Below are 18,443 nucleotides of genomic sequence, written 5' to 3'. Positions count from 1 at the left end.
GTTCGGTCCGCTCCAACGAACGGCCGACCCCAGCAAAAGCTGACGGGTCGGCCAGTATCACACAGCGCCATTCGCCAAGCTGCTGACATATATTACGACGATATCCCATGCCCTGCATGTACGAAGCAGGCTGCTTCGAATGCGTTCGGCTATCTGGTAGCACGTCTTTTTGAACGTTAAGTTCGGTTCATGAAGAGGTCGCCGCCGGATACCGGGATCAGGCGGTGGCAAGATCGCCTGCTTCCTGCCAATTGCGCAACAAGGCAAACAGCTCCTCGCGATCCTTCACATCGAGCTGCGGCACGCCGGGAACGCGGACAGGGCCGACCTTCAGGCCGGAAAAGGTGACGGCCTCCTTGACGACGGTGACGTTTGTTCCGTTGCGGAACTTGGTGCGCATGCGTTCGAAGGGCTCGAGCTTGTCGACGATGGCGCGGGCAGCGGCAAAATCGCCCTTCTCCAAAGCCGCGTGCACGGCAAGCGACAGTTTCGGAGCAACATTGACAAGGCCCGACGTGAAGCCCCTTGCGCCGGCGGCGGCGAATGTCGGGGCCCAGCTCTCAGCGAGACCGCAGACGAATAGCGCGCCGTTCGGATCGGAAGCTGCGATCGCCCGTGAAAGCAGCATCAGATCCGTCGTCGCGAACTTGATGCCGGCAATGTTGCCGTGACCGGCCAGTCGAACCATGTCATCGACGCTGAAGCCTTCGGCACGGACATAGGCAACGAGCGGGAGCGGCGAAGCCTCCGCCAGATCGCGAAAATAGTCGATCTGCGAGCCGGGTGCGGCGAACGGATCCACCGGTTGATGCGACATGACGGCGGAGGCGCCGATCGAGGCAGCATCCTTCGCCATCTGGATCGCCTCGCGCAATGAACGGCCGATCGCTGCCGTCACCGGCGCCTTGCCGTCGACACCCTTGATCGCAGCTTCGTGGACGTGGCGAATCTCTCCCGGCGTCAGCGCATAGAATTCGCCCGTATTGCCCGCTGCGACGATGTTATGAATCCCGGCAGCCGCTACCCGCTGATAGACCTGAGCCGTCACGCGCGGTTCCACTTCGCCACTCCCATCATAGGCCGTGACCGGAACTCCGGAGACGCCGGTCAGCACCTGCCGCATGGTTTCAATGCTCATCTTCCTACCCTTACCCTTTATCATCCATCGGGACGCAAACGAGGAGGCGCAAAGAAGTCATCACCTCGCCTTCGCCCCATTCAATTCCCTATACGCCCTGAAACATGCGGGCGCGTGCATTCAAGATATGTCGCTTCATGGCATCGTGAGCCTCAGTCTCCTGCCGCGCGAAAATCGCCTGCACGATGACGGCATGCTCATCCTGAACACTGCGGATCTGCTCGGGCGTCCGCTTGAGGCTGAGGCTGCGGGTCACGGAATGACCGATAGCGAAATGCGGCCGGAACAATTCACGGACGGTAATATGGAACTGATTGCCAGTCGCGATCGCAATGGCGTCGTGCAGCTCCTGATCCTCCTCCGCGCCGAGCCGGCCCTCGCGAAGACATTGTTCGATCTTTTGAAGCGCTGCGGTGATCCGCTCCTTGTCGTCAGGCTGCCAGTTGCGCGCCGCAAGCTCGGCGGCCTCGGCCTCGAGCCCGGCGCGAAATTCGAAAAAGCGCTGGACATCGGCAAGCGACCCTACGGGCACCATTTTCAGGACCGAGGAATCCGGCCTTTGCCTCACATAGGAACCCGACCCCTTGCGCGACACGATCAGACTATCGGCACGCAGCCGCTCCAGGGCGTCGCGCACGACGGGTCGTGACGCGCCGAACATTTCCGCAAGCTTCGCTTCCGCCGGCAGCCGCTCATTCACCGGAAAGGTTCCGTCCGCGATCATGGCGACGATCCTCTCATAGATGATGTCGCCGAAGCGCGTCGCGCCCGCACCGGAATCGTTGGCGACAGAGAGTTTCATCATCGTCCTTCGTGAATGCTGGCCGGCGACAGCCATAGCGCATTTCCTGCGCGACAGGGCTACTAAATCTGTAAAAATCTGTCAACTCTTGTAATTATTTGAGAACGTAATATGGTCTCGACGCTGCGCCAGAGGGGTGCATGGCGACGGGGCGGGAGCCTGTCGCATCGGCCGAGGCAAAACCCGGCCGAAATCAAAACGGGAGGGATTCGATGCGCGATGAAATATTGTCCCGCGGCGTGAGCAGGCGTGCCGTCCTCGGCGGCATGGCGGGAATGGCAGCCCTGTCTCTGGCCGGTCGTGTCAACGCCGCCGATGCAGGTGGCGAGGCGCCCGCCCTGGCTGCGCTCGTCAAGGATGGCAAGCTGCCGTCGCTGGCCGACCGGCTGCCGAAAAAGCCGATGGTGGTCACCCCTTACGAAAAAGTCGGAACCTATGGCGGCACATTACGGCGCGGCCTGCGCGGCTCGTCCGACCACAACGGCATTCTACGCATGGTGGGCAATCAAAGCCTGGTGCGCTGGAACCTTGAGTTCACACAGGTCCTGCCGAACCTTGCCGAGCGCTGGGACGTCAATGCCGACGCCTCGCAGTTCACCTTCTATCTCATCCAGGGTGCACGCTGGTCCGACGGGCAGCCGTTCACGGCAGATGACGTCGTTTTCGCCATCGAGGATTGCGTCAAGAATACCGATCTCTATAGCGCGACGCCGGCTCAGCTCTCCGTTGCCGGCAAGGCAGTCGATGTCACGAAGATTGACGACTATACGGTGAAATTCACCTTTGCCGCTCCGAACGCGCTTTATCTGGAAAATCTCGCAACCCCGCTCGGCCAGCATCCAACGCTGTTTCCGAAGCACTATTGCAGCCAGTTCTTGCCCAAATACAATCCGAACGTCGCGGAGGATGCGAAGAAGGCCGGCGTCAGCAGTTGGCCCGAACTCTTCCGCGCACGCTGCGGCGACATCGAAATACCCTCACGCTGGGGCAATCCGGACAAGCCGACGCTCGATCCCTGGGTCGTCAAGGAACCCTATACCGGCGGAGCAACCCGTGTCGTCATGACCCGCAACCCATACTTCTGGCAGGTCGATACCTCAGGCAACCAGCTTCCGTATGTCGACGAGATCAATTTCGGCATCTCGCAGGATGTGGAATCGCTGATGCTGAACGTCATTTCCGGCAAGATCGATATTCAGGAGCGCCATATCAGCGTGCTCGCCAACAAGCCGACGCTCTCGCAGAACATGAAGAAAGGCGATTATCGCCTTTTAACCCTTGTCCCTTCCACCTCGCAGCAATGCCAGATCTATTTCAACATCACCCATAAAGATCCGGCCATGCGCAAGATGTTTGCCGACAAGTCGGTCCGGCAGGCGCTCTCGCTCGGGATCAATCGACAGGAAATCATCGACATCGTCTATTTCGGCCAGAGCGAGGGATACCAGGCCGGGCCGCGACCGGAGCATCCCTGGTACAATGAAAAATATGCCCGCCAATTCACCAACTACGATCCGGACAAGGCCGGATCCATGCTCGATCAGGCCGGCTACGGCAAGAAGGATGCAAACGGCTTCCGCCTGAGGCCGGACGGCCAGAAAGTCTTCTTCGCCGTCGACGTCATACCGACCCTCTATCCCGATCTGGTCGATGCCCTCGAACTGGTGAAGGCGCATTGGGCACAGATCGGCGTCGACATGAAGGTCAATACGATCGAGCGCGCGCTTTACTACACCCGTGGCGACGACAATGCCCATGATGCTCAGGTCTGGCCCGGGCCTGGCGGCCTCGATCCGATGCTCGATCCGCGCGATTTCTTCGCTTTCCACCCGCAGGGTTCGCGCTACGCCATTCCATGGTCGGTCTGGTACACCTCGAATGGCAAACAGGGCGAGGAGCCGCCGGAGAGCCAGAAAAAGCGCATGAAACTTTTTGACGAGGCGCGCTCGACGGCCGATCTCGACAAGCGCGGCGCCGTCATGAAGCAGATCTTCGACATCGCCGCCGAAGAATTTGAAACCGTTGGACTTTGTCTTGCCGTCGGCGGTTTCGGCATCATCCGCAATAACCTGCACAATGTTCCGGAAAAGCAGCCGGACAGCTGGTCCTGGCCCAATCCGGGACCGGCCATGCCGCAGCAATTCTTCTTCACCAGTTGATTGCGCCGATCAAGCGCCGCCTTGCACGGGCGGCGCTTTCCTTGATGCGGAGCTGCCCGTGGCAGCACTCACTGCGAGAAACAGCCATGCTGGTCTTCATCGGTAAACGCCTCTTGTGGATGATCCCATCCCTTTTCGCCATCAGCTTCCTGGCCTTCGTGCTGATCCAGCTGCCTCCCGGCGACTATGTGACGACCTACATCGCCACGCTCGCCTCTTCGAATGAAGTGGTCGATCAGAACACAGCTGCGCAATTGCGCGAACGCTTCGGCCTCGATCAGCCGATGCTCATCCAATATCTGAAATGGATGTGGGGCATTCTTTCGCGCGGCGATTTCGGTATTTCGTTCGAATGGCAGCAACCGGTCTCGGGCCTGATTTGGGAGCGCATGGCGCTGACGCTCATTCTGGCGCTTGCAGCGCTGATCGCGACCTGGGCGATCGCGCTGCCGATCGGCGTCTATTCCGCCGTCAAGAAATATTCGATCGGCGATTATTTCTTTACCGCCTTCACCTTTCTCGGGCTTGCCATCCCCTCCTTCCTACTGGCGCTGGTGCTGATGTATGTCGCAGCAGTCGAGTTCGGTCAGGATGTCGGCGGTCTGTTCTCCACCGAATTCGAGACGGCACCCTGGAGCATCGCCAAGATGGTGGATCTGCTCGCGCATTTGTGGCTGCCGGTCGTCATTCTTGCCGTTTCTTCTACCGCAAGCCTCATCCGCGTCATGCGCGCCAATATGCTCGATGAGCTGCCGAAACCCTATGTGACGACGGCGCGCGCGAAAGGCCTCTCCGAATTCCGGCTGTTGGTCAAATATCCGCTGCGCATAGCGCTCAATCCGTTCATCTCCACCATCGCATGGCTGCTGCCCAATCTCATTTCGGGCTCAGTCGTCGTCGCGATCGTTCTCAACCTGCCAACGGCGGCGCCATTGCTGCTGCAGGCGCTGATGGCGCAGGACATGTATCTGGCCGGTGCCTTCGTGCTGCTGATCTGCGCGCTGACGCTGATCGGGTCACTCATCAGTGACATTCTGCTTGCCCTTGTCGATCCCCGCATCCGGTTGGAATAGGAGCAGCCCATGGCCGATATCGCCGTCCCGAACCTGCGCCCCGACCGAAACGCCGTCGCCTCGCAATGGCAGCTGATCTGGTGGGCTTTCCGCCGCCACAAGCTTGCCATGGTCGCCCTCGTCGTCACCATATTGATGTATATCGTCGCGGTCGCGCCCGGCTTCTTTGCCATCAATGACCCCAATCAGCAGAATGCACGCGCAACCTTTCACCCGCCGCAGAAGGTCCACTTCTTCGATACGGACAACGGCTTTTCCTTCGGGCTGCACTACTATCCGCTAAAGCTCACACGCGATCCGGAAACGCTTGCGCCGATCTTCAAGGAAGACACGACCAAGCGCGTCTCAATCAGCCTGTTCGGTCGCGGCTACGAATATTCCGTACTCGGCCTCTTCACGAGCGACATTCACCTGCTGGTCTCCTCGGACAAGACGACACCGCTTTTGCTGTTCGGCGCAGATCGGCTCGGCCGTGACGTCTTCAGCCGCACCGTCCAAGGTGCGCAGATTTCGCTATCGATCGGCCTCGTCGGTGTGTTCTTCTCGCTCCTGCTCGGCATCGTTCTGGGGGGAATTTCAGGCTATTACGGCGGAAAGCTCGACTTCTTCATCCAGCGCCTGATCGATTTCGTGCTCTCCCTGCCGACCATTCCGATCTGGCTTGCCATGGCGGCGGCCCTGCCGCAGGGCTGGCCGGCGGCACTGCAATATATGATGATCACGATCATCCTGTCCTTGACCGGCTGGGCGCAGCTTGCCCGCGTCGTGCGCGGCCGCTTTCTGTCGCTGCGAACGGAAGAGTTTGTCGCCGCAGCCAGACTCGACGGCGCCAGCGAAGGGCGCATCATCTTCCGCCATATGCTGCCGAGCTTCGCCAGCCACATCATCGCTTCCATCACCCTTGCCGTGCCGGCGATGATCCTAGCCGAGACGTCCCTCTCCTTTCTGGGGCTCGGCCTGCAGCCGCCGACCATTTCCTGGGGCGTGCTGTTGCGCGAGGCGCAGAACATCCGCTCGATCGCAACCGCACCATGGCTCTTCCTGCCAGGTGTCGCCGTCGTCATTGCCGTCATGGCTCTGAACCTTCTCGGCGATGGCCTGCGCGATGCGGCCGATCCCTACAACAAATGAGGCGGGCATGACCGATATCGTTTCCATGAACACCTCCCGCCCTTTGCTGCAGGTCAAGAATCTCACCGTCGACTTCCCCTTGAGAAAAGGTATTTTCCGCGCGGTCGACAATCTCTCCTTTGCCATCGAGCCCGGAAAGACGCTCTGCGTCGTCGGCGAGAGCGGATCGGGCAAATCTGTTACCGCACGCTCGATCCTGCAGATCGTCGATGCCCCCGGCCGCATCACCGGCGGCTCGATCATTCTCAACGGTGCTGGCGGCAGTTCGGTCGATCTCGTCAGGTTCAATCCGCGCGGGCGGCAGATCAGATCGATCCGCGGGCGCGACATTGCCATGATCTTTCAGGAGCCGATGGCATCGCTCTCGCCGGTCCACACGGTCGGCGACCAGATCATGGAGGCGCTGCGCCTTCATACGAGGATGAGCAAGGCCGAGGCGCGAGCCGAAGCGATCTCGCTTTTGAAACAGGTGGAAATCCCCTCGCCCGAAAAGGCGATCGACCGCTACGCTTTTCAATATTCGGGCGGCATGCGTCAGCGTGCCATGATCGCCATGGCGCTTGCCTGCAAGCCGCAGCTTCTGATCGCCGACGAGCCGACGACGGCACTTGATGTCACGACGCAGGCCGAAATCCTCGACCTCATTGCCCGGCTGCAGAAGGCCAATGGCATGGCGGTACTGTTCATCACCCACGACATGGGCGTGGTCGCTCAGATCGCCGATGACGTGCTCGTCATGCACAATGGCGTCGTCAGGGAATACGGTCCAGTCGAGCAGATCTTCCATGCGCCGAAGGACGATTATACCCGCATGCTGATCGGCTCGGTGCTGAAGCTCGAGAGGAAGGCCGAAATCCGGCTGGCGCGACCGCCGCTCGACAAGACCGCTGCCCCGATCCTTGAACTGCGCAACGTGTCGATGGCCTTCGGCGAGGTTCGTGCTCTCAACGACGTCTCGATCTCGCTTCTGCCGCGCGAAACTCTTGGGATCGTCGGCGAGAGCGGATCGGGCAAGACGACGATGGGCCGCTCGATCATGCGCCTTATCGACCCGAGTGCAGGCGAAATTCTCTATCGCCACACTGATGGCGACGTCACCGATCTCGCAAGCGCCAAGGGGGCGGCCCTTGCGGCAGCGCGCCGCGAGCTGCGCATGGTGTTCCAGGACCCATTCGGCTCGCTCAATCCGCGCATGACGGTTTCACAGATCATCGGCGAGCCATTGCTTGTCAACGGCATTGCCAGGGGCCGGGCGCTCGACGAGCGCGTCTGCCATCTGATGGAGCAGGTCGGCCTCGATCCGAGGGCGCGCGAGCGCTATCCGCATGCCTTCTCAGGCGGCCAGCGCCAGCGCATCGGCATTGCCCGCGCCATTACCCTCAATCCCCGCGTGATCGTCGCTGACGAGGCGACCTCGGCCCTCGATGTTTCCGTCCGCTCGCAGGTGCTCGATCTCCTCATGCGCCTGCAGGACGAACTTGGCCTCGCTTATATCTTCATCAGTCATGATATCGGCGTCATCCGCTACATGTGCGACCGCGTCGGCGTCATGTACAAAGGGCGCCTCGTCGAGGTCGGCGATGCCGACAAGGTCTGCAATGCACCCGAACATGCCTATACGCAGGCGCTGATTTCGGCGATCCCTCGCCCTGACCCTCGCGACAGGGATCACTCGCGGCGGTTCCGCTATGTCGAGCCCGAAACCGTGGAGAACGGGAGCGCGGCTTGATGCCTTCCCTCGACAACGCTGCAACGCCCATTTTCCACGAGCCAGGCTTCCCCGCGATGCGCGCAATGATTTCCCCACCTGCGGCAGCTCCCATGCCGCATTCATGTCAATCGATAGAAGGAAGATAAGATGAAGATCGACCGCATGCGGGTATTCGTGACCCGCGACAAGGATCGTCCGCGCGTCATCGTGGCGCTGGATACGGACGATGGACTGACGGGCTGGGGCGAGTGCTACAATCACGGCCCCGATTTGGCACTGCCGCCGATTCTCGACTATCTCTACGGTTTCCTCGCCGGCCAGGATCCAAGCCGGATCGACTATCTCGTCAACCTGCTGATCCAGCAGAGCCGCTTCCCGCCGGGCGCGCTTGGCCTTTCGGCGATTTCCGCGCTCGATCACTGCCTCTGGGATCTCTCGGCCAAGGCCCTCAACGTTCCGGTCTACAAGCTGCTCGGCGGCGCGGTGCGCGATCGCATCAAGGTCTATGCCGGCGTCTATACCGCTCCGGATGCGCCGGCTGCGCGCGATGAGCTCGACCGTCTGAACGCCGAATGGGGCTTTACCGCCTTCAAGCTCAGCCCATGGCGCATCGACATGCACGCCCATCGCTGGGGCAATGTCGTCAAGGCATCGGCCGACTATTTCCGTTCGCTGCGCGAGACCGTGCGCGACGACTATGAGATCGCCTTCGACGCCCATGCGAAAATCTTCGAGCCGGTCGCCGCCCGCCAGCTCGGCAATGCGCTGGCTCCTTATGATCCGCTTTTCTATGAAGAGCCGCTCCGGCCCGAAAACATCGAGATGTGGGGTGAGCTGAAACAAGGCCTCAATTGCGTGCTCGCGACCGGCGAATCCCTCTATAATCGCAACGAGTTTCTGCGCCTGCTGCAGGTCAAGGGCGCCGACCTGATCCAGCCCGACATCTGCGTCGTCGGCGGCATCAGCGAGATGCGGCGCATCGCGACGATCGCCGAAGCGCATTTCGTCGGTGTTGCCCCACACAACCCGATGGGACCGCTCGCAACCGCCGTCAACGTGCATTTCTCGGCCGCCGCACAGAACTTTCGGATACTCGAATACCGGCTGCCGAAGGGTCAGGCCTACGTCTATGGCGGCAACGAAGTCGAACAGCGACAAGGCGAAACCCGCTATGTCGTCGACCCCTATCTGCCGAAGGACGGTTATCTCGAGCTTAGACCCGATCGGCCCGGCTGGGGCGTCGAGATGGACGAAAAGGCCATGGAAGAGGAAGGTTATATCCATTGGCAGCGGCGCGTGCCCAAGCGTCCGGATGGTTCCTACGCCTTTGCGTGAGCTTGATATCAGCACCTAAAAAAATTGGGGCGGCCATCAGGCCGCCCCTCTCATTTGGCGGATGCTTTTGCGAGCATGAGCGCAATCATTTCACGCGGGCTGCGTTAGGATTGCCAAGATCTTCCGGCCGGGGTGTGCGCGGTATCATGCGTCCGATCACAAGGACCAACAGCACCGCAATCAGAAGGCAGGCGGCCAAGAAGAACATCGGCGCGATCGTGCTTCCCGTGGAATCCTTGATCCAGGGCACGACGTTCTGAGCGATGAAGCCGCCGAGATTGCCAACTGAATTGATGGCAGCAAGGCCCGCTGCCGCACCCGCTCCCTGTAGGAAGCGCGACGGCAAGCTCCAGAACACCGGCTGACCCGCGAAGATGCCGGCCGCCGCAATGGAGAGGAAAACAAACTGCAGCGTATGGTCGGGAATAACGGCAGATAATACCAGGCTTACGGCGCCGACCAGCGCGGGAATGACGATATAGGGCGTCTTGGACTCCGCCTTGTCCGCTGTACGCGGGACGGCATACAGAGCGATGGCGACGAGAATCCACGGGATAATGTTCAGGAAACCGTTCGTCGTGTTGCTGACGCCGAAATTCTTGACGATCGTCGGCAGCCAGTAGCTAAGTCCATAGGCGGCGAGCGGGAAACCGATATAGCAAAGCGCCATCAGCAGCACGCGCGGATTGACGAGCGCCTTGAAGCCGTCGGCGGCGTTCTGCTCCATCCCGGAATTTTCCACCTCGAGCCGGTCCTTCAGCCAGTTCTTTTCCGTATCGTCGAGGAACGTCGCTTTGGATGGCAGATCCGGCAGGTAAAACAGGGTTATGAAGCCGGCAATAATGGCTGGGATACCGGTCACCAGGAAGACCCATTGCCAGCCGGCAATACCATAAAGGCCGTTCAGGTCCAGCAGCACGCCACCAAGTGGCGCGCCGATCGCATTGGCGAAGGCGCTGAAGATCATGAAAAGCCCGACCATCGTGCCGCGATAGGCCGAAGGATACCAAAGGGTTAGCAGATAAAGTACGCCTGGAAAAAATCCGGCCTCGCAAGCGCCTAGCAGGAAGCGAAGAATATAGAACATGGTCGCATTCTGCGTATAGGCAAGCGCGACCGTGACCGCGCCCCAGGAGATCAGAATGCGCGCAAACCACCTGCTGGCTCCGAACCTGTCCAGAAGCAGGTTGCTCGGCACCTCGAAGATGAAATAGCCGATGAAGAACAGCGAGGCGCCGAGACCATAGGCATATTCGCTCATGCCGAGCGCATCGACCATCTGAAGCTTCGCGTAGCTGACATTCTGGCGATCGATATAGGCGATCAGATAGAGAATGCCCAGAAAGGGCATAAGCCTCCAGGTGATCTTGGATATAAGCTGCTTTTCATCAACCACGCCTCTTCCTCCCTGAAAGATGTTTGTGATTGATATAGATAGCGCAACTAAGCGTTTATCAATGCGCTGATTGATAAAGCACATCCTGCCCACAGAATTCAAATGGCAGCACCGCAAATCCCTTCTGCCAAGCGGGCGTCAGCCGTGCGGCCTTCGCCTCAAGCGACGCGTTCGAACTGCGTGCGGATATGCTCGATATAGTGCTGGCCGGGCGACGGCGCTTTCACCATGGCGATCGCCGCCTTCTGCGGAACGCCGGTGAATTGACGTTCTTCACCGTTCTTGAAGCGGATGTAAAGCCGTCCATCATCCGGGCGGAAATAGACTGATTTGATGATTTTTGACGAAACCGGGAGCTCTTGCATGGGTCACCTTACCTCTGGCCCGCTTTGTCGCATGAAAACCGAAATATTGGGTGAAGCGACCTAGTTAATCAAAGATAGAGTTGTATCGCTCGATTTTATCGATTGCGCCCAGCACCTTAACGATCGTGCGGAAGTGCATGCTCGGCCTAGAGAGATGCGAACTCCGCACTTGGCGGTATCGGCTTGATGATGTCGATCAAGACGCCGTTCGGATCGGACGTGATGAAATGACGCTGACCGAAATCCTCGTCGCGGATGGCAAGCAGAATCGGCAAGCCGGCCGCCCGCAAGCGCCCATGAACGGCATCGACATCATCCACTTCAAAGTTGAGCAATAAGCCTGCGACCTTACCGCGCCCCTGCCGCGGAATTGTCTCATGCTGCCCATTCAGAATAGCGAGATTGACAGCGCTGTCCTCAGCCGACTGCAGATGGACGTACCAATCACTGGTGAAACTCTCCTGGAAGCCGAAATGCTTCACGTAAAAGGCAGCGGTTTCCTCGACGCGCTCAGTCATGATCACCGGATAATAGCTCGTTACCTTCATGCTTCACTTCCTCCCTCAAAAGACATACAATCTGTCTGTATTATTTCGAATGACATACAGGCTGCATGCATGCAAGATCCACGCTCAAACCGTGAGAGAACCGAAAAGACCAAGGCTGCACTCATCGCGGCTGCCCGCGCCCTATTCGTGGAAAAGGGCTATGCCGAGACCTCGACGCCGGAGATCGTGGCCGCCGCCGGCATCACGCGCGGCGCGCTCTATCATCATTTCGAGGACAAGCGTGCGCTGTTTCGCGCAGTTGTCACAGAGGAAGCTCTGGCGGTGACCCGCGCCATAGAGAAGGCAACCCCTGATCATCTTGCGCCCCGCGCCGCCCTGATCGCCGGCAGCAATGCCTATCTCGATGCAATGCGGGTTGTCGGCCGCACGCGACTTCTGCTGATTGAAGGACCGACTGTGCTTGGTTTTGTCGATATGAAGCAACTGGATGAGGAAACCACTACCCTTACACTGAAACATGGTCTGGAAGCAGCGCTCAGTCGTGGGCAGGGGTCGGATATCGCCGTTGAGGCCCTCGCCGACATTCTCTCAGCGGCCTTCGATCGCGCCGCCCTCGCCATCGATGCGGGGGGTGATGCGGATCGCTATCGCGCAGCCATTGCACATATGATCGACCGTATTGCAGCTTGACATCATGCTTGCTCGCCAGACCACAAACGGTGGTCGCCCGAAAAACAATTGAATACCCGCTCGGGCTATCTAATGCTGTAAGCGACGAGTAGATTTCGAGCGCTCTCGCATATTATTTAAGCACGCCAATTGCTTGACACTTTTTTAGCCCCCTCCTATGATTTTTACCAAACGATCAAAAACCAGGGGAACTGAAAAATGACCAATGAAATCATACTGTCACGCCGCGCTGTCATCGCATCCGGCATCGCGCTCGGCGTCAGCGCTCTTGCGCCAGCCGCCCGCGCCGCAGCGCCGCTCAAGGTCGCAGGCATTCATGCCTCGCCGGTCGAAAACGCCTGGAATTCCTGTCTTCACAAGGCGCTTCAGGATGCCGCCAAGGAAGGCGTTATCGAATATGTCTTTTCCGAAGGCGTTTCGGGCACGGACTATCCGCGTGCCATGCGCGAATATGCCGAACAGGGCAACAAGCTGATCATCGGCGAGGCCTATGCTGTAGAGAAGGAAGCGCGCCAGGTTGCTGCCGACTATCCGGATACGGCTTTCGTTCTCGGGTCCAGCGGCGAGGCTGCCGGGAGCAATTTCGGCGTCTTCGGCACCTGGAACTATGACGGCGCCTATCTCGCCGGTATGCTGGCGGGCAAGATGACCAAGTCGAACGTCGTCGGCTCCGTCGGCGCCATCCCGATTCCCGAAGTCAACATGCTGATCAATGCCTTTGCCGCGGGCGTCAAAGCGGTCAACCCCGATTGCAAGCACCTCGTCTCCTTCATCGGCACCTTCTTCGACCCGCCGAAGGCGCGTGAAGCCGGTCTCGCGCAGATCGACGCCGGTGCCGACGTGCTCTTCGGTGAGCGCATCGGCACGGCTGATGCCGCCAAGGAGCGGCATATCAAATCAGTGGGATCGCTGATCGATTACACGCCGCGCTATCCCGACACCGTTTTCGCCAATGCCATGTGGTACTTCCGCCCCATTCTCAATGCGGCGATCGCCGACGTCGCTGCCGGCAAGCCGGTTGGCCGCAACTACACGGCCTACGGTCTCATGAAGGAAGGCGGCAGCGATATCGTCTATGTGAAGGGCACAGCACCAGCAGAGGCCGAAGCTGCAATGGAGAAGGTCCGCGCCGACATCAAGGCCGGCAGCTTCGAAGTGCCGAAGGTAGCGGATCAGCCGAAGTAATCCTTCGGCTCGATCATGACCAGACCTTCATTTACTGACGCCACGGAGCTGGCCGGCGCGATCAAGTCCGGCAAGCTTACCTGTGTGGATGCCATGCAGGCGGCGCTTGCCGCCTGCGCCATGAAAGATGAGCTTGGCGCCATTACCTATGTCAATCCTGAAGCCGGGCTCGCGGCAGCACACGCCCTGGATCAGGAAGCATCGGCGTATCCCGAGCGCTTTGCGCAGCGCGCCTTTGCCGGCGTACCGACGGTCGCCAAAAATCTCGGCGGCCCCTTCCAGGGGCTGCCGGTGACGGCAGGCTCGCGCCTCTTCGGCCGCACGGGTCAAGGCGCGGACAGCGATTTGGCAGAGCGCTTTCGCGATGCCGGTCTCTGCGCCTTCGGCTTGACCACCAGTCCGGAATTCGGCTTCTCACTCGCATCCGAACCGGCAATCGGTCCGATCTGCCGAAACCCGTTGAATCCTGTCAGAACTGCCGGCGGCTCGTCGGGTGGTGCCGCGGCCGCAGTCGCAGCCGGTATCGTTGCGATCGCGCATGCGACGGACGCGGGCGGCTCGATCCGCGTGCCGGCTGCCTGCTGCGGCCTTGTCGGACTGAAGCCGACACGCGGCGCCGTGCCCGCCGGCCCCTCCTTCGGCAATCATCTCGGCGGGATCGCCAGCGAACTTGCGGTCACCCGCTCAGTTCGCGACACCGCACAAATCTTCGATGTTGTCCGGGGAAAGACAAGAGGGCCATACGCGGATATCGCTCAACTCCCGCCCAAAACGGGTAAGCTTCGCATTGGTCTCCTTGCAGACACTGGCCAGCGTTACGCAATCGACCAGGATCGGGCCCAAGCGGTGGAAGCAGCGGCCAGTTTCCTCGAAAGCCGGGGAAACGAGCAGATATCCATCCGTTGGGACGAGATGGAAAGCGCCGTTCAGGCCAGCAGCCGCGCTTTTGGTGATATCATTTCCGTCAATATCGCCCACCTGATTGATGATCTCGAACTGGACACGCGTCTCGCCGAGACGATGACGCAAGCCTTCATCATGCGCGGGCGCGCCATGCGGGCAACCACCCTTTGGAGCTCCGTCAATGGCGCCGTGAAGGCTAGCCGCATTCTGTGGGAGATCTTCGACAGGGTCGACGTCATCGTCATGCCGATGCTCGCTTCGGCACCGCCACCCATCGGATCCTTTCCGACGGATCATTCGGACACTCAATTGCACCTCGAGCGCATGACGTCCTTTGCCCCTCTTGCCGCGCTCGCCAACATTTCCGGTTTTCCGGCCATCACACTTCCCTTCGGCGAGGATGCGGAAGGATTGCCGCTGCCGGTCCAACTGATGGCCCCCATGGGTGAGGATAAGCTGTTGCTGCAGCTTGCATCCGCGCTCGAGGCTGAGCAACGTTGGCTGCAGCGCTACCCGATTGCAGGCTTTCCGGCATGACCATCTCTGTCCTTTCCATCGAAGGTGTCAGCAAACGCTTCGGCAGCACGATTGCCAATGACAATATTTCGCTGTCTCTAGCAAAGGGTGAGATCGTTGCCCTGCTCGGCGAGAACGGTGCCGGCAAGACGACGCTGATGAGCATCCTCTTCGGGCACTATGTGCCCGATGCCGGTCGCATCCTGATCGATAATGTGGAATTGCCGCAGGGCAAGCCGCGCGCGGCGATCCGGGCCGGCGTCGGCATGGTGCATCAGCATTTCTCGCTCGCGCCGAACCTGACTGTGCTGGAAAACATCATGACGGGCACGGAGGGACTTTGGTCGCTCAAGTCCCAAACGGCAGCGGCCCGCAACAAGCTTCTGGCGATTGCCGAACGCTTCGGCTTGAAAGTCGATCCGGATGCCCGCCTCGGCGATCTCTCGGTCGGTGAGCAGCAGCGGGTGGAAATCCTGAAAGCGCTCTACAACGATGCGCGCATCCTGATCCTCGACGAGCCGACCGCCGTTCTCACCCAGATCGAGGCAGAAAAGCTCTTTTCGACGCTGAAACAGATGGCCGCACAAGGCCTGTCCTTGATCTTCATTTCGCACAAGCTCGATGAAGTCATGGCCACGGCCGATCGTATCGTCGTCCTGCGCGGCGGCAAGGTCGCCGCCGAAAGACAGGCATCTCAGACCAGCAAGGCCGAGCTTGCGGAGCTGATGGTCGGACATCGCGTCACACGCCCGACCCGCGAAGCGTCGACGCCGGGCGACATCGTGCTCGAAGCTCGCGATATCATCGTCAAGACCGGTGGCGTCGAACGGTTGAAAAAGATCAGCTTCCATGTCCGGGCCGGCGAGGTTCTGGGGATCATCGGCGTATCGGGCAACGGTCAGGCGACCTTGGGGCAAATTCTGTCCGGCATGTCGAACCGCACATCCGGCGAGCTTCTTCTGTTCGGCAAGCCAGTCGGCGATCTCGACGTTGCCGCGATTATCGAGGCTGGCATCGGGCGCATTCCGGAAGACCGAAACCGTGATGGTGCCATCGGCGAAATGGCGATCTGGGAGAATGCCGTGCTCGAGCGCCTGCCTTCCTATTCGAAACATGGTCTGGTCGACAAGGGTGCCGGCATGGCCTTTGCGCAGGAGATCATCGAGGCATTCGACGTGCGCGGCGGCAATGCTGCGACACGCACCCGATTGTTATCTGGCGGCAATATGCAGAAGCTGATCCTCGGTCGCAATCTCCATGAGCGACCACGAATCCTGATCGCCGCCCAGCCAGCGCGCGGGCTGGATGAAGGTGCAGTGGCCGCCGTTCACGGACGCATTCTGGAAGCGCGCCGACAGGGCACTGCCGTTCTCTTGATCTCGGAGGATCTGGACGAGGTCATTGCATTGGCCGATCGCATCCAGGCAATCGTCGGCGGACGCCTTTCGGCGCCTATCGATGCCGATAAGGCCGATGCGCGCCTACTGGGACTGATGATGGCGGGAGAATGGAAAGAAAAGAGTGGGGCCAATCATGCGATTTGAACGGCGCGAACACCGTCCACTGTCTATGATGATCCTCGCTCCCGTGCTTTCGGTCGTCGCGGCCCTTGCGCTCGCAGGCATCCTGATCGCGATTGCCGGCGCACCCGTCCTCGAAGCCTATCGGCGGATTCTGCTTGGAGCCTTCGGTTCGCGGCTTTCGGCAACGGAGACGCTCACCCGCGCGACGCCATTGATCCTGACGGGATTGGCCGCCGCAGTCGCCTTTCGCGCCCGTCTGTGGAACATCGGCGCCGAGGGACAATTCTATTTCGGCGCCATAGCCGTTGCAGCCTTCGGATCGAAAATGCTCGCCGACCTGCCTGGCCCGATCCTTATTCCGCTCTTGATGGTGATCGGCGCCATTGCCGGCATGGTCCTGATCCTCGTGCCACTATGGCTGCGGCTGCGCTTTTCCGTCGATGAAGTCGTCACCAGCCTTATCCTGAATTTCATCGCCGTCCTTTTCGTCTCCATGCTGATCGACGGCGTGCTGAAGGACCCGACGGCATTCGGCTGGCCGCAATCCCAGGCGCTTGGCGATCATGCCATGCTGCCGAAGCTGATTGCGCGATCGCGTCTTCATATCGGTTTTGCAATTGCGATCGTCATTGCGGCAATCGTCTATTTCGTTCAGTCGCGCACCGTTTTCGGCATGCAGTCGCGGGCAGCGGGCCTCAATCCCTCGGGCGCCGTTTTTGCAGGCGTTCGTCTCGGCTCGACCCTCGTCAAAGTTGCCTGTCTTTCGGGCGGGCTTGCCGGCCTTGCAGGCGCCATCGAAGTCATGGGTGTCAAAGGCTATGTCACAACCGATCTGTCCCCGGGCTTCGGCTATGCCGGCATCGTCGTCGCCATGCTTGCAAACCTCAACCCGCTTGGTGTCGTTCTTGCGGCGATCTTTACGGCCACGATGTTTGTCGGCGCTGACGGCATGAGCCGGAGTCTCGGCATCCCAACTTACATCGCCGACGTCACGGTCGCCCTGTCGCTGTTGACCATGCTGATCGCTTTGTTCTTCACGCAGTACAGGATCCGCCGATGAGCACGTTGATCGACATCATTGCTTCGGCCGGGCTTTGGGCTGCCGTGTTGCGGATTGCGACACCCTTGATCTTCGGCACGCTCGGCGCGCTTCTTTGCGAGCGGGCCGGCGTTCTTAATCTCGGCATCGAGGGCATCATGACCTTTGGCGCGATGATCGGTTGGCTCTCCGTCTATCACGGTGCCGATCTGTGGACCGGCCTTCTCATCGCGGCGATTGCGGGCGGCATTTTCGGGCTTTTGCATTCGGCCCTGACGGTGACGCTGGGCCTGTCGCAGCATGTTTCCGGCCTCGGCGTGACGCTTTTTGCATCCAGCTTCAGTTACTACGTCTTCCGGTTGATCGTTCCCGTCGCCGGGACGCCGCCGACCATCACGCCGTTTCAGCCGATCGCCATTCCCGGGCTTTCCACCCTGCCCTTCATCGGCCCCGCTCTCTTCACGCAGACCGTCCCGACCTATCTCGCGATCCTGGTGGCGCTGGTCATGGCCTATCTGATCTTCCGCACGCCGGTCGGGCTTGCGATCCGCATGACGGGCGAAAATCCGCATGCAGCCGAGGCACAGGGCCTCAACCCCATGAGGATCCGCTATGGCGCCATCATCGCCGGCAGCGCATTGATGGGCATGGGCGGCGCTTTCCTGACGCTTTCCGCCTTCAACAGCTTCTTTCCGACGATGGTGCAGGGACGCGGCTGGATCTGCATCGCGCTCGTCGTCTTTTCGTCCTGGAGGCCGGGCCGGGCGCTGTTCGGTGCGCTGCTCTTCGCCTTCTTCGACGCGTTCCAATTGCGCCTGCAGACCGCAGTCCAGGGTGTCCCCTATCAGCTCTTCCTGATGACACCCTATATCCTGTCCATCGTTGCCCTTGCCGTCATGAGCAGACGCGCCCGCGTGCCGCAGGCGCTGATGCAACCCTATCGCCGTGGCGAAAGATAATCCGAGGAG

The 18,443-nt window shown here is 60.2% G+C and carries 16 protein-coding genes; 11 read left to right on the top strand and 5 right to left on the bottom strand.

Features of this window, described 5'->3' with window-relative positions:
• Positions 1-217 precede the first annotated feature (217 nt).
• Positions 218-1,138, bottom strand: coding sequence for a dihydrodipicolinate synthase family protein (locus GDN47_RS11510; RefSeq protein ID WP_152093378.1), 921 nt, complete (start codon positions 1,136-1,138; stop codon positions 218-220).
• 88 nt (positions 1,139-1,226) lie between these two features.
• Positions 1,227-1,940 (bottom strand): FadR/GntR family transcriptional regulator, encoded by a 714-nt coding sequence (locus GDN47_RS11505; protein ID WP_152093449.1) that lies wholly within the window; start codon positions 1,938-1,940, stop codon positions 1,227-1,229.
• 212 nt (positions 1,941-2,152) lie between these two features.
• Here GDN47_RS11505 and GDN47_RS11500 point away from each other — a divergent pair, with 212 nt between their 5' ends.
• The 5 genes from GDN47_RS11500 to GDN47_RS11480 all read left to right on the top strand — a co-directional run bounded on the left by GDN47_RS11500 (position 2,153) and on the right by GDN47_RS11480 (position 9,349).
• On the top strand, positions 2,153-4,099 hold the full coding sequence (locus tag GDN47_RS11500; protein ID WP_152093377.1) for an ABC transporter substrate-binding protein: 1,947 nt from the start codon (positions 2,153-2,155) through the stop codon (positions 4,097-4,099).
• A gap of 86 nt (positions 4,100-4,185) precedes the next feature.
• On the top strand, positions 4,186-5,172 hold the full coding sequence (locus tag GDN47_RS11495; protein ID WP_152093376.1) for an ABC transporter permease: 987 nt from the start codon (positions 4,186-4,188) through the stop codon (positions 5,170-5,172).
• Positions 5,173-5,181: 9 nt separating this feature from the next.
• Positions 5,182-6,303, top strand: a complete 1,122-nt coding sequence (locus GDN47_RS11490; protein ID WP_152093375.1) for an ABC transporter permease — start codon at positions 5,182-5,184, stop codon at positions 6,301-6,303.
• 7 nt (positions 6,304-6,310) lie between these two features.
• Positions 6,311-8,032 (top strand): ABC transporter ATP-binding protein, encoded by a 1,722-nt coding sequence (locus GDN47_RS11485; protein WP_152093374.1) that lies wholly within the window; start codon positions 6,311-6,313, stop codon positions 8,030-8,032.
• Between the two features lie 129 nt (positions 8,033-8,161).
• Positions 8,162-9,349: a galactarate dehydratase gene (locus GDN47_RS11480; protein WP_113333273.1), complete on the top strand. Its 1,188-nt coding sequence runs from the start codon at positions 8,162-8,164 to the stop codon at positions 9,347-9,349.
• 85 nt (positions 9,350-9,434) lie between these two features.
• Here the strand turns inward: GDN47_RS11480 and GDN47_RS11475 are convergent, their stop codons facing one another.
• The 3 genes from GDN47_RS11475 to GDN47_RS11465 form a co-directional block, all read right to left on the bottom strand.
• The gene (locus GDN47_RS11475; RefSeq protein WP_113353676.1) at positions 9,435-10,745 is read right to left on the bottom strand and encodes an MFS transporter; all 1,311 of its coding nucleotides are present in this window, start codon (positions 10,743-10,745) and stop codon (positions 9,435-9,437) included.
• 158 nt (positions 10,746-10,903) lie between these two features.
• Entirely contained in the window at positions 10,904-11,110 is a 207-nt protein-coding gene (locus GDN47_RS11470) for a KTSC domain-containing protein (RefSeq protein WP_092706279.1), read from the bottom strand.
• A gap of 146 nt (positions 11,111-11,256) precedes the next feature.
• Entirely contained in the window at positions 11,257-11,658 is a 402-nt protein-coding gene (locus GDN47_RS11465; RefSeq protein ID WP_152093373.1) for a VOC family protein, read from the bottom strand.
• A 69-nt stretch (positions 11,659-11,727) separates the two neighbouring features.
• Here GDN47_RS11465 and GDN47_RS11460 point away from each other — a divergent pair, with 69 nt between their 5' ends.
• The 6 genes from GDN47_RS11460 to GDN47_RS11435 all read left to right on the top strand — a co-directional run bounded on the left by GDN47_RS11460 (position 11,728) and on the right by GDN47_RS11435 (position 18,434).
• Positions 11,728-12,309, top strand: coding sequence for a TetR/AcrR family transcriptional regulator (locus tag GDN47_RS11460; RefSeq protein WP_113333270.1), 582 nt, complete (start codon positions 11,728-11,730; stop codon positions 12,307-12,309).
• 198 nt (positions 12,310-12,507) lie between these two features.
• The gene (locus tag GDN47_RS11455; RefSeq protein WP_113333269.1) at positions 12,508-13,494 is read left to right on the top strand and encodes a BMP family protein; all 987 of its coding nucleotides are present in this window, start codon (positions 12,508-12,510) and stop codon (positions 13,492-13,494) included.
• Positions 13,495-13,509: 15 nt separating this feature from the next.
• A complete protein-coding gene (locus GDN47_RS11450) occupies positions 13,510-14,934 on the top strand; it encodes an amidase (protein WP_152093372.1) in 1,425 nt (474 codons plus the stop codon).
• The gene (locus GDN47_RS11445; protein ID WP_152093371.1) at positions 14,931-16,457 is read left to right on the top strand and encodes an ABC transporter ATP-binding protein; all 1,527 of its coding nucleotides are present in this window, start codon (positions 14,931-14,933) and stop codon (positions 16,455-16,457) included. The genes GDN47_RS11450 and GDN47_RS11445 overlap by 4 nt, the downstream gene beginning before the upstream one ends.
• Positions 16,447-17,496: an ABC transporter permease gene (locus tag GDN47_RS11440; protein WP_152093370.1), complete on the top strand. Its 1,050-nt coding sequence runs from the start codon at positions 16,447-16,449 to the stop codon at positions 17,494-17,496. Before GDN47_RS11445 ends, GDN47_RS11440 begins: the two co-directional genes overlap by 11 nt.
• Positions 17,493-18,434, top strand: a complete 942-nt coding sequence (locus GDN47_RS11435; protein WP_113333265.1) for an ABC transporter permease — start codon at positions 17,493-17,495, stop codon at positions 18,432-18,434. The genes GDN47_RS11440 and GDN47_RS11435 overlap by 4 nt, the downstream gene beginning before the upstream one ends.
• Positions 18,435-18,443: the final 9 nt, after the last annotated feature.

Source organism: Martinezella dioscoreae (genome assembly GCF_009176305.1).
Classification (GTDB): domain Bacteria; phylum Pseudomonadota; class Alphaproteobacteria; order Rhizobiales; family Rhizobiaceae; genus Rhizobium; species Rhizobium dioscoreae.
Note: the sequence above shows the minus strand (reverse complement) of the source record. Positions and strands in the feature narration are given on the sequence as shown.